The sequence below is a fragment of the Streptomyces sp. NPDC047706 genome, assembly GCF_043204795.1.
Lineage (GTDB): Bacteria > Actinomycetota > Actinomycetes > Streptomycetales > Streptomycetaceae > Streptomyces.
In genome coordinates this window covers 64,245-76,069 of sequence record NZ_JBIDCW010000029.1, presented here as the reverse complement: position 1 = coordinate 76,069, position 11,825 = coordinate 64,245, and the positions used below count along the sequence as shown (strand labels likewise).

General features: G+C 71.8%; 9 protein-coding genes and 1 pseudogene. 6 read left to right on the top strand and 4 right to left on the bottom strand.

The genetic code is table 11. The annotated features are described in order from the left end of the window. The first annotated feature begins 1 nt into the window (after position 1). The 6 genes from ACGF8A_RS28845 (at position 2) to ACGF8A_RS28820 (ending at position 7,140) form a co-directional block, all read left to right on the top strand. Positions 2 to 1,012 carry a BtrH N-terminal domain-containing protein gene (locus ACGF8A_RS28845; protein WP_393113134.1) on the top strand — a complete coding sequence of 337 codons (1,011 nt, stop codon included), beginning with the start codon at positions 2 to 4 and terminating at the stop codon, positions 1,010 to 1,012. 245 nt (positions 1,013 to 1,257) lie between these two features. Then, entirely contained in the window at positions 1,258 to 3,996 is a 2,739-nt protein-coding gene (locus tag ACGF8A_RS28840; protein ID WP_393113133.1) for an AAA family ATPase, read from the top strand. A gap of 240 nt (positions 3,997 to 4,236) precedes the next feature. Continuing rightward, entirely contained in the window at positions 4,237 to 4,488 is a 252-nt protein-coding gene (locus ACGF8A_RS28835; RefSeq protein WP_393113132.1) for a hypothetical protein, read from the top strand. A gap of 29 nt (positions 4,489 to 4,517) precedes the next feature. Next, positions 4,518 to 5,000 carry a hypothetical protein gene (locus tag ACGF8A_RS28830; protein ID WP_393113131.1) on the top strand — a complete coding sequence of 161 codons (483 nt, stop codon included), beginning with the start codon at positions 4,518 to 4,520 and terminating at the stop codon, positions 4,998 to 5,000. A gap of 17 nt (positions 5,001 to 5,017) precedes the next feature. Next, on the top strand, positions 5,018 to 5,566 hold the full coding sequence (locus ACGF8A_RS28825) for a DUF3558 family protein (RefSeq protein ID WP_393113130.1): 549 nt from the start codon (positions 5,018 to 5,020) through the stop codon (positions 5,564 to 5,566). Continuing rightward, the gene (locus ACGF8A_RS28820; protein ID WP_393113129.1) at positions 5,563 to 7,140 is read left to right on the top strand and encodes a hypothetical protein; all 1,578 of its coding nucleotides are present in this window, start codon (positions 5,563 to 5,565) and stop codon (positions 7,138 to 7,140) included. Before ACGF8A_RS28825 ends, ACGF8A_RS28820 begins: the two co-directional genes overlap by 4 nt. A 365-nt stretch (positions 7,141 to 7,505) precedes the next feature. On the opposite strand, the gene ACGF8A_RS28815 is transcribed toward ACGF8A_RS28820, so the two are convergent. From ACGF8A_RS28815 to ACGF8A_RS28800, 4 genes and pseudogenes are all read right to left on the bottom strand, one after another. Next, positions 7,506 to 9,620 carry an MMPL family transporter gene (locus tag ACGF8A_RS28815; protein ID WP_393113128.1) on the bottom strand — a complete coding sequence of 705 codons (2,115 nt, stop codon included), beginning with the start codon at positions 9,618 to 9,620 and terminating at the stop codon, positions 7,506 to 7,508. A gap of 205 nt (positions 9,621 to 9,825) precedes the next feature. Beyond that, the gene (locus tag ACGF8A_RS28810) at positions 9,826 to 10,140 is read right to left on the bottom strand and encodes a hypothetical protein (protein ID WP_393113127.1); all 315 of its coding nucleotides are present in this window, start codon (positions 10,138 to 10,140) and stop codon (positions 9,826 to 9,828) included. Then, complete coding sequence (locus ACGF8A_RS28805; protein ID WP_393113126.1) at positions 10,137 to 10,493, bottom strand: ArsR/SmtB family transcription factor; 357 nt, start codon at positions 10,491 to 10,493, stop codon at positions 10,137 to 10,139. Before ACGF8A_RS28805 ends, ACGF8A_RS28810 begins: the two co-directional genes overlap by 4 nt. Before the next feature lie 220 nt (positions 10,494 to 10,713). After that, positions 10,714 to 11,639: pseudogene (locus tag ACGF8A_RS28800) on the bottom strand (restriction endonuclease). Positions 11,640 to 11,825: the final 186 nt, after the last annotated feature.

Here is an 11,825-nt window from a genome sequence, read left to right as displayed (position 1 = left end):
GATGGAAGGGAGACGTGAACAGGTGTCGCTTTTAGAAGCAGATCCGTACGTCGGTGAACACTGCGAGTCGACCACACTCGTGAATCTGTTGCGGCAGCGAGAGCTCGACTTGTCGGAGCCCCTCGTCTTCGGGCTCGCCGGCGGCCTTTCGTTCATCTACTGGCGGACGAAGCAGATGCCGACTCCGTTCGTCGGAGGCCGCATCAAGCCCGATACGCTCACGGAGAATCTCGCGAATACGCTGAAACTCCGGCTGTCCGTTCACGAGACGTCATCGGCGAAGCGGGCGAAGGATCATCTGCTGGCCGAGCTTGATTCCGGAACCGTCGTCGGACTCAAGCTCGACCGCTATTGCCTCGACTACTCCACCGACGACTTCCGGTTCGCGGCACACTACGTCGCCTGCGTCGGATACGACGACGACGACCGTTTCGCTCTGGTCGAGACCCGGCCGCTCGGCCTGCAATGGGCCTCCGGCGAATCCCTCGCGATCGCGCGGAACCCCCGCGGCCCGATGAGTTCGCGCAACCGCGCCTTCACCCTCGGCCTCCCGAAGGGCGGCCTTCCGGATCTGGGGAAAGCGGCCCGCAAAGGCATCAAAACGGCGGCGGAGAACTTTCTGAACCCGCCGATTTCCAACTTCGGGTACAAGGGCATGCACAAAGTCGCCGACTTGATGCCGCAGTGGCTCGACGACCTCGAGTCACCCGCAGACAGCCTCTCCGAGATTCACACGATCATGGAGGATGCGGGAACGGGCGGGGGTCTGTTCCGCAAGATGTGGGCCGAATTCCTGGCGGAGACCGCGGAGATCACGAAAATCGACGAATTCCAGGAGACCTCGGACGCCTACCGCGAGGTGTCGAAGAAATGGACCGAGGTGGCCGGACTGCTGCACGAGGCGGGAGTCTCGTCGTCCCGGGAATCCCTCCACAGCGCGTCGAAGATCGTTCACGAGACCGCCGAGAAGGAACAGCAGCTGATGCGACGCCTCCTGGAACTGTCGAGCTGACGCACCCGGCGGTGACCTGACCTGACCTGACCTGACCGCGGCCTCACGCGCCGGCTGCGAGCTCCCCGGCCGCGGGGGCGGCCCGGCGTCACGCACCGCACGAACACCGACCGCGCGAGACGGGCAGGCGTCAGCGCCCGCTTGACGCCTCGTCCCGGAACCAGGTGACCTCCATGCCGCGGAACGCGGGCCCGGCACGACGATTCGTCGAGCAGTAGTACGTATTCAGACACTATGCTGGGCCCGTGGCTTTGGTGTTCGGTCGGGACGCCGTGCTGGAGCAGGCGTGGGGGGCACTCGTCCGGAGTGAGCCGGTGCTGCTCACCGGGCCGGCCGGGATAGGCAAGAGCGTCCTGTGGCGCGAACTTCTGGGCCGGGCACGGCAAGCGGGCTGGCTGGTGCTGACGTGCGCGCCGGCGGAGTCGGAGTCCTCCCTGGCGCTGGCAGCCCTGGCCGACCTGCTGCGGCCACTCGCCGCCCAGGTGGCCGATCTGCCCGGCCCGCAACGGGCCGCGGCCGAGGCGGCGTTGCTCACCGCGAGCGTCGGCGACGCCGTGGACGAGCGGGCACTCGCCGCGGCGACGCGGTCCCTGCTCGACGCTGCCGCGGCCTCGAACCCCCGGGTCGTCGTCGCCGTGGACGACGCGCCGTGGCTGGACCCCGCCAGCGAGCGGGCGTTGAACTACGCCCTGCGCCGGATCAACGGCTGGGCCATCCTGGTCAGTGCCCGCAGCGAGGCCGCCACACGGACACCGCTGGACCTGGATCGCCTGGCCGTCCCCCTGTGCCGGATCGAGGTGGGACCACTGGGCGCGGGGGCGCTGCACCACGTACTGCGCGACCGGCTGGAGGTGACGTTCAGCCGTCCGCTGCTGTCGCGCATCGTCCGCGACTGCGGAGGGAACCCGCTGCTGGCGATGGAACTGGCGCGCGCCGTGCTGCGGTTGCCCCAGTTGCCGTCACCCGCCGAGGACCTGCCGTTCCCGGCCACGATGACCAGCATGCTGGCGGACAGGGTGAGCGCGCTGCGGGCGGCGTGCCGGGAAGCCATCCGGCTCGCCGCTCTGCTGTCCGTGGCGAATCTGCGTGATCTGCAGGCCGCCGGGGTGGACCTCAGTGACCTCGACGCGGCCGAGGACGCCCGGCTGCTGTCGGTCACGGAGAGCACGGTGCACTTCAGCCACCCGCTCTACGCCGCCGCGGTCCGCGCCGGTATGGCGGCGGGGTTACGTCGCAGGCTGCACCGTCGGCTGGCCGACGTCGTCGCCGATCCGGACGAGCGGGCGCGCCAGCTCGCCCAGTGCGCGACGGCACCGGACGCCGCGGTCGCCGCCGAACTCGAGGCGGCGGCCGGACGGCAGCGGCGCCGTGGCGCCCCGCAGATCGCCGCAGGTCTCTACGGGCAGGCGGCACGGCTGACGCCGCCCGACTCCCCGGCGGATCAGGGCCGCCGCCGGCTGGCAGCGGCCCGCTGCCTCTATGACAGCGGCGACTACCGGGCAGCGGCGACGGCGGCTGACCAGGTCGCCGAGGAGAGCAGCGGCGACCGGCTGGCGGAGGCGCTGCTGCTGCGGGCGGAGGTCGCCTGGAGCGCCGACGAACCGCTCGCCGTCCCGGCTGAGACGGGCGAGCGGGCGCTGGCCGCGGCCTCGGCCGCCTCACCGCTGGCCGGCCGTATCCATGCCTATCTGAGCATGTTCCACGACTCGCCCGAACGAGCCCGGCGCCATGCGGAGGCCGCCTGCAAGCTCCTCGCCGACACGGCACCCGGGGATGCCGAGTTGCTGTCAGGATCCATGCTGCAGCTCTTCTACAACGAGATCCGCAGTGGTCACTCACCGCGGCTTGAGCTGCTGGACCGCGCCCTGGCACTGGAGGAGAACCGCCCGTCGTGGCTGGCCGGCACCATCCCCGCGGTCTGGTGGAGGTCCATCGACGAGCACGACCTGGCCAGGACCCGGTTGCACGACATGCTCGACCAGGCGACCGCGCTCGGCGACGAACCGTGGCAGCACGAACTGCTGTGCCACCTCGGCGAGACGGAACTGGTGGCCGGCCGGTACGACGACGCCGCCCGCACGATCACGGCGGCCCGGGAGCTGGGGGAGCAACTGGGCACCGGGCTCGTGGGAGAGACCATGCTGGCCGGTCAGGTCGACGCGCACAGGGGCGACGTGGAGCGGGCCCGCAAGGTGGCCGAAGCGGGGCTGCGCCGCGCGGAGGCGGTCGACGACCCGTGGGCACGCCGCATCCATCTCGGACTCGCCGCTTTCACCGCCCTGTCCGACGGGCGCGCGGACGACGCGGCAGAGACGTATCGCGCGCTGGCCGCCGAGGCGGACGCGGCGGGGCTCGCGGAGCCGCTGTCGCAGCGGTTCGAGCCGGACTGGATCGAGGCGTGTGCCGCCGTCGGTGACCTGGCGACCGCCCGCCGCGTGCTCGACCGGCTCGTCGAGCGCCATGAGCGCCTGCCCAGGCCGTGGACGACACTGGGTCTCGCGCGCAGCAGAGCGCTGCTGGCCGCCGCCGAAGGCGGGGACGCCGCCGAAGCGGTCGGCAGACTGGAGGAGGCCAGGGCGGCGGTGCCCCCGCACCTGCTTCCGCTGGATCGAGCCCGCTGCCTGCTGGTGGCGGGCGTGGTCCAGCGGCGGGCCAAGCGCAGGCGTCTCGCGCGCAGCGCACTGGAGGAGGCGGTCGCCGAGTTCGCCGCGATCGGCGCGGCCGCGTTCGAACGCCGCGCCAGGGCCGAACTCGCGCGGATCGGCGCCGGCCGGACGCCGTCCTCACGGGAGTTGACCGCCACGGAGCAGCGGGTGGCCCACCTGGCCGCGCGGGGACAGACCAACCGCGCCATCGCGGACGCGTTGTTCATCAGCCCGAAGACCGTCGAGGCGAATCTCGCCCGGGTCTACCACAAGCTCGGGATCGCCAGCCGGGCCGAGCTCGGCGCGGCGATGGCACGGCGCGGCGAGACGGACAGGTAGGGACCCTTCGTTCCGGCGGGAGAACATCCGTCCTCCAGGTCACCGGTCGTCGTCCGCCATGGCGCCGGGCCCTTCCCCGCTTGGTCGGCCGTTCCCACCACGGCCCGCCACACCAGCCACACCCGGCGCTGCCGTGAGCAGCGCGAGGGGATGCCGCGCCATGGACGGCGTGACGGAAGGCGGGACGGATAGGGAAACACCCGATTCGACGCCCCTCTTGAACGGCCTAGCGTCACTGTCGTGACCAGGCCAGTCTTCGCGGTGGAGCGCTACGACGACTCCGGTGGCGGCTCCGCGGGGCGACCGCCCTCGCCGACCGCCCCGGGGGTACGCCTGGTCGCCGCGGTGCGTCTGCCCGCCGACGAGGTCGTGCTGGCGATCGTCGAGGGCCCGGACGCCGATGTCGTGGCCGAGGCCATGGCGGAGGTCGGCTGGCCGGGCCACCGCGTCAACCCGGCTGTACTGCTTTGCCCATGGGGGGAACAGAAGTGAAGCGCACTACCCTGACAACACTCTTGATCGTGTCCTTGGCCCTGGCGGCCTCGGCCTGCGACTCCTCTCCGGCCGCGCCGGCCTCCGGCGACAAGGACTCCGGCGGCCGGTCTTCCGCCGCCGCCACGACGGCCGGCGGCGGGGAGAGCACGGAGATCGACGCCTGCACCCTGCTCAAGCCCGATGAGGTCACGCCGATCATCGGCAGGAACGACGGCGGCCGGCCCACCTCCGGGGTGGGCGACAGCGTGTGTGGCTGGGAGAACCCGGACACCTACCACTCGGTCACCGTGAGCGTCGGCGGACCCGGTACCGCCGCTTCGGGGGAGATCAAGGACGAACCCGGCGTCGTCAGCGAGCCCGGGCCCGACGGGATCCGCTTCCTCGGCGGCGGCATCGCCCGCTTCGCCGCGGGCGATCGCGACTGTCAGGTCCAGGTCGTCACCGGTCCGGAAGGTGACGACCGGTCGACCGCAGTCAAGCTGGTCGGTCTGCTCCGCGACCGGATCTGAGAGGGGGTGAATCCGTCATGCGCCGCACGGTGACGGCCGTCGCCCTGTCGCTGGCCGCGGTGACCGGGTGTGCCCAGGGCGCCCCGGTCCCCGATGCCACCGTCACGGTCACGGCGACAGCGACCGCACCCGCATCCCCCGCCGACGCCGAGCCGTCGAGTCCCCAGGCTCCCGGCGACACACCGGCAGGGACGGCGGTGAAGGCCTGCGAGCTCTTGCCGAAGGAGGACGCGGAGGCGGTGGTGAAGACGCCGCTCGAGGCGGGCGTCGAGCATCCCGGGACCAGTCCGGGATGCACGTACAACGGGCCGGTCACCGGCCCGTCGGCCCAGGTGGAGATCTATCTCGGCGACGGCGCCAAGAAGTTCTACGACATCGACCGCGAGCTGGGGCACAAGTTCACGCCGGTCACCGGCGTGGGGGACGAGGCGTACGCCGAGGACAACGCGGTCTTCTTCCGCAAGTCCACCACCTGGGTGGCGATCCGGCTGGTCCGTCTCAACGATCCCGCGGAGAACCGTGAGCCGCTCCAGGAGCTGGCACGCAACGTCGCGGAGCGGCTGTGACAAGGGACCAGGCGCTGCGGGCGCCGATCGTCGCCGGGGGACGGTGGGACACCCGGTGGACTCCGCACGGGCGCGTCGCCGCCGTGGCTGGAGCCCTTCTCGCCCTCGCGATGCTGGCCGGCTGCACTTCGGCCGCCGACGGCACCGGGCAGGACCGCGAGCCACCGGCCGCCACGGGAAACATGCCGGAGGGCGAGGACGCCACCGCCGCCGCCCTGACGTACGGAGCCGGACCGGTCGAGGACGGGTCGGTCACCTACCAGCCGGACGTGGTCCTGATCGAGGGCGGCCCGGGAGCCATCCGGTCCGCCGGCGCGGACGGGTTGACCTGGACGATCGACGGGCAGGCGGGCGGCGCGGCCGGCATCGAGGTCGGCAAGGTCATGTACGCCAGCAGCAGGGCGGCCGGGCGGGTCGTAGAGGTGCGGCCGGCAGGCGACGATCTCGCCGTGACGCTGGCGCCGGTCACGCTCACCGAGGTCTTCCGCGACGCGCGCTTCCACACCGACCGCAGGATCGAGCAGAGCGAGACGCTGTACCAGGAGGTACCGGACCGTCCCGGGGCCGTTTCGGTCCCGCCGGGCGGCGAGGGCGCGGCGTCCCCCTCGACCGACCCGGCCTCCTCCCTGGCACGACCCGCCTTCACGTCCCGGCGGTCGGGTGCGGTCGTCACCGTGGGACGGCCCCGGATCGCGTCGGCCGACGGGGCCGGCCTGCCGCCCGCCCGGGAGGACAACGTCACCTGGAGCTACGGGGACTGGGAGGTGCAGCCGGTGGCATCACCGGGAGAACTGGGACTGAAGATCGTTCACGAGGTCGGCGCCGGCCTCAAGCTGTTCATCGACTTCGCGCTGCACACCGGCGACCTGCGCGTCCGTTCCGACGTCTCGATAGCGAACGGCAGGCTCGGGTCCGGCTCCACCTTCGTGGTCGAGGGAGTCGACGCCTTCTCCCTCGACATCGCCGCGGGGGCCGCCGACGGTGCGGACAACAACAAGAGGATCCGGGTGGAGATCCCCGTCGAGCTGACGGTTCCCGTGCTGCCGGGCGAGCCGCTGATGTACAGCAACAGCTGGAAGTTCGTCGTCGCCACCGCGCTGAGCGGCGACAACACGACCGTGACCGCGGGCGGTCGGTGGCGGCTGGACGGCCCGCTCGGCATCGTCGACGGCAGGACGGTGACACCGAGCATGACCGTGGAGAAGTCCATCATGGACTCGATCAGCGGGGTCTCCGTGGGCGCCAGCGGTGTCGCCGCCGCGGTCGAGGCCAAGTTCCAGCTCGGCCTCGGCATCCCCGCGGCGTTCGCCGGGCCCTATGCCAAATTCGTCGTGGACGCGGGCGTGACCAACGGCTCGGCGTTCGGCGCCCCGCTGGCGCGCTGCAGATCGGCGAAGCTGGAGGCCAAGGTCGGCGCAGGGGTGGGTCTGTCGATCTCGTCCGAGGTGCTCAAGGCGCTTCGCAAGCTCCTGCCGGCCGGTGCGAAAGTCGAAGCGGAGAGCGAGAGCCTCACATCGTTCTTCAAGAAGTCCGACACGCAGCCGAAGGTTCCGCTGTGCCTCGGCTCCGGGTGAGCGCGAGGGCAAGGGGCACCCGCCGCGGCGGGTGCCTGGACCTCGTCCCGACAGCCGCCGCCACTTGCCTTCGGGATGCGCCCCATCGGCGAGGCGGACTTCGAGGCCGGCTCCGCCGACGGATGACTGGCCCTTTCCGGGCGGCGGGTCCTTCCGCCGACGCCCGCGCTCCGGCAACGGATGCCGACCGATCCCGTCCGCGGGCGGCCCCGCCGAGGCCGTGACACGCGTCGGCGCCACCGGTCACGGACTCCACGGCCGCAGGTGACGAGCCGCGGCGGAGCCGGCCTGACGCTCTGAAAGATGGGCCTGGTGGCGTCCCGTCCGAGGCCGAGGAGAGCCGCCTGCCGGGTTCCGTGATCGCACTACGCGACCTCGTGGCGGCGTTCCCGCGGCCCCGTGCAGGAGGCGCCCACGGGGCCGTCCCCGTCGATGCGGGGCAGGGCGCGGGACAGGCGGCCCGGCCACCAGAAGCGGCGGCCCAGGTCCAGGGCGAGGGCGGGAACCAGGACCGTCCGTACGAGGAAGGTGTCCAGCAGGACGCCGATGCCCACGAGCACGCCCAGCTGGGCCATCGTCACCAGCGGCAGCACCGCGAAGATCGCGAAGGTCGCGGCCAGGACGACACCCGCCGAGGTGATGACGCCGCCGGTGCTGATCAGGCCTTCCACGACGCCCCGTTCATGCCCCAGCCGCCCGGTCTCCTCCCTCACGCGGTGCATGAGGAAGATGTTGTAGTCGATGCCGAGGGCGACCAGGAACACGAAGCCCATCAGCGGCAGGGACCAGTCGACACCCGCGAAGCCGAGCAGGTGCTCGAACAGCAGGTTCGACGCGCCGAGTGCCGCGAAGTACGACAGCACCACCGTGCCCAGGAGCAACAGCGGGGCGACGAGGGCCCGCAGCAGCACGATCAGGACGGCAAGGACGACCAGGAGCACGATCGGGACGACCGTCGTCAGGTCACGGTCCGCGGCCCGCTGGGTGTCGAGACTCTCCGCCGTGGTGCCGCCGACCAGGGCGCCGAGCGGGTTCACCGCCTCGCGCAGCTCGTCGATCGTTTCCTTGGCCGCCCGGCTGTCGGGCGCGTCCCGCAGCACCACGGACATCGCGGTGAGGTCGCCGTCCGGTGTGTGCTCGGTGTCGTTCTCGACGCGGGCCACCCCGTCCACGGCCGCCGCGGCCGCCCTGACCTCGGCGGCCCGCTCGGTGCGAGTGACGACGTCGGCCGGGTCGGAGGCGCCCGAGGGATAGTGTGCCGAGATCCTCTCCTGCGCCACGACCGACTCGGGCTTGGTGTGGAACGTCTCCGCTTGTGTCAGGCCCATGGTGATGCCCAGCGCGCTGATCGCGAGGACGCCGGTGACGGCGACCGACATCAGCCAGGACCGGCGCGGGCGCAGGGCGACCGCGGCCGCGAGCCGGGACCAGACCGTGCGCGCGTGGCGGGTGGGTGTCCCGTGGCGCGGGACGAACGGCCAGAACACCCAGCGGCCCGTGACGACGAGCAGCGCCGGAAGCACCGTCACCATCGCGAGCAAGCCGCACACGACACCGACCGCGCCGACCAGCCCCAGCGAGCGGGAGGAGTTGATGTCGGCGAACGCCAGGCAGGACAGGCCGACCGCGATGGTCGCGGCGGAGGCCAGTACGGCGGGACCCGAGCGGCGCAGCGCGATCCGCATCGCCTCGTGACGGTCCTTGTGGCGGTGCAACTCCTCGCGGTAGCGGGCGATGAGGAGCAGGGCGTAGTCCGTTCCGACGCCGAAGACCAGGACCATGAGCACGCCCGCGCTCTGTGGGTCGACCGGAAGTCCGGCGTGCCGGGCCAGCAGGTACGTGATGGCTTGCGTGAGGACGGCCGCGAAGCCCACCGACAGCAGGGGCAGCAGCCACAGGACCGGGCTGCGGTAGGTGAGCAGCAGCAGAACGGCCACCACCAGGCCGGTGGCGAGCAGCAGCGTCGTGTCGAGGCCGTCGAAGACCGCCACCGCGTCGGTGAGGGAGCCCGCCGGGCCGCCGACCCGCACGTCCACTCCGGGCGGCGCGTTGGCGCCGGCCACCTGACGCAGCCGGTCGACCGTGCCGGTGAGGTCGTCGTCGAGGTTCAGCGGGACGACCGTCATCAGCGCCTTGCCGTCCTCGGACGGGATCGGCGCGGAGACCGCCAGGCCCGCGGGCACATGGCGCGCGAAGGCGCCCCGATCGGCCGCCGCCGCAGCCTGGGTGTCCCCGTCACCTGTATAGACGACCACGGCAGGCATCACCGTGTCCGTACGGAACTTCTGCAGCTCTGTGTTGACCCGGGCGGACTCGGCGCCGCGCGGAAGGAAGGCGTTGGGCCCGGAATCCTCGACCTCGCCTAGCTTGCCGGCCAGGGGACCGAGGGCGACGGCGAGGATCAGCCAGGCCAGCAGGACCAGCCACTTGCCGCGTCGGCCGCCCGGCGCGCGGGCGACACGCTGGAGCAGTGCACGCATGAGTAGTCTCCTCACGTAGGGAAAGCGCGCCGCCGGTCCGTCTCGACGTCCGGCGTCGGGGCGCACGGGACCCGCATCACGGCGCTTGCAGGTGTGAGGACCTGCCGTGACGTGCGGGTTGGTGTGTTCGAACGGTGTGTTCTTCCCGGTACGGCCGGGAGTTGCCGCTCCCGGCCGTACGTCTGTTCTCGGTGCCCGCGCGGCGCTATTCGATCTCGCGCATCATCTTCTCCATCGAGGACACCGCGAGCCGGGTCTTCGTCAGCTCGTCCAGAGCCTGCCGCTGCTCCTCGGCCGTCCGGCGCTGCAACTCCACGGTGTCCTCCAGGAGCCGGGCGTACCTCGCCGCGAGGTCCTTGTACTGCTCCTCCCGCGCGGCCAGCATCCGGGCCCGCCAGGTGGCGGCGACCTGCCACACGATCACGATGAGCAGGGTGAAGACCCCGGCCGCGCCGACGGCTCCGACCAGAGCGCCGAACGTGTCGGCGCTCTCGGCGAGCGTCACCTGTTCCCCATTCACTTCGCTTCCTCTTTCTCGGCCCCGGTCTTCGCGGCCTCGGTGAGCGTGGTGGCCGCGCGGGCCACGACATCGGGTGTCAACTCGTAGGCGAACGGCGTGACGTCGAAGTACTTCATCGACTTGCCGTCCTCGGCGAGTTCGAGGGTGCCGACGACCAGTCCCGCCGCTTCCAGGCGCTGCAGATGCATGTGGAGCAGCGGGCGGCTGATGCCGATCTCCCGAGCCAGCGCACTGACGTAGTTCCGGCGCTCCAGCAACGCGGCGACGATCCGCATCCGGTGCGGGTTGCCCAGCGCGGACAGCACCTTCAGCAATTCGTCGCCCGTCGCTGCCGGAGGCGGGACGTCGGGCATCGTGGCCCCTTCCCGTCGTACCTGTCAGAAGAAGCTGACAGTACCCGTGGGTACCTGTCAAAGATTCCTGACACATATCAGGGACAGATGGGGGACATCTCAGGGGCGGCGCGCCCCGGCCCCGTCGCGCGGCCCGGCCAGACGTGCCGCGATCCTCTGCGGTGGCCATCACGCGGTCGGCACCTGCGTAGTGTGCCCGGGCAGGCCGTGCCTGGCGGGTTCAGTGCCAGTGCCCCGGGGGCGCCACGTTCCAGGGAGCCGGTCCGATGCCGTTGCTCCAGCCCCGAAGGGCCTCGCCGTTGAGGCAGACGATTCCGCTCTGCTCGGCGTACTCGACGGCCGGGGCAGTGAAGTCGCTTGTCGTGACGACGACGGCGACATCCGCTTCGTGGACGGTGTAACAGGTGCCGCCGAAGCGCTGCAGTTCCTGGGAGCCGCAGCGGTTGCTGTCGCAGTAGCGCTTGCACTGGATGACGACGCGCCGTCCGTCCGGCGTGACGGCGAGGACGTCGGCGCCGAGGTCCCCCGCGCCCCGACCACCTCCACCGAAGAGCATCCGTCCCGCTCGCACAGCCCGGCGATCGCCCGCTCGAACTCGTCGGCGTCCAATGCCTCGTAGTCGAGCGTGTCCTCGGTGTCCCCGGGTGCCACCGTCTCAGGCGCCACCGTGGGGCCGGTCGCGTGGTCCACGGCTTCGCAACCGGCGGCATTCCAGGAGGCATTGAGCGGTACCGATGGCTGCGCTTCGGTGTCGGCGCCGGGGCGCTCGAGCGTCACCGGGCAACCGGTCGACAACGAGCCGGCCGCGGTCTGTGTCACCGCGATGGGGGCGGCCGTCGTCTCCAACGAGTCGAGAGCTGTGTGCGTGGCCTCCTCGAGCGCTGCGGCCGCGCGCTGCGCGGTCCGCCTCGCGGAGAACCTGCGCCGTGCCGTGCGCCTGCGGAGGACCAGAACGGTCGCTGTCACGACGAGGCAGAGCACGACCACCCATACCGGGCGGTGCCGCAGGGCACCGGCCGCCGAACGGACGGCGAAGCCGGCGCCGCTCAGCAGGAGCGCGAGAAGGCCGAAGAACACGGCCGTCGCGCGCAGGTCGAAGGTCCGTCGGCGGTCCTGGGGGCGTATTCGGCGTGTGGGTGTGGTCACGGTGGTGAGACGCCCTCCTTGGTCGACGAAGATCACCAAGCCGCCTGCCCCGAGATCGCGAACTTGATCAACTGTCGACAGAAGGTGGTGGGGGGGGGGGCCCCCCCCCCCCCCCCCCCCCCCCCCCCCCCCCCCCCCCCCCCCGGCGGCCCCCCCCCGCCCGGCCCCCCCCCCCCCCCCCCCCCC

Bases quoted from the DNA above. Each gene is read 5' to 3' on its own strand.
- ACGF8A_RS28815 (WP_393113128.1), bottom strand. From the start codon at position 9,620: ATGCGTGCACTGCTCCAGCGTGTCGCCCGCGCGCCGGGCGGCCGACGC.
- ACGF8A_RS28845 (WP_393113134.1), top strand. From the start codon at position 2: ATGGAAGGGAGACGTGAACAGGTGTCGCTTTTAGAAGCAGATCCGTAC.
- ACGF8A_RS28805 (WP_393113126.1), bottom strand. From the start codon at position 10,493: ATGCCCGACGTCCCGCCTCCGGCAGCGACGGGCGACGAATTGCTGAAG.
- ACGF8A_RS28825 (WP_393113130.1), top strand. From the start codon at position 5,018: ATGCGCCGCACGGTGACGGCCGTCGCCCTGTCGCTGGCCGCGGTGACC.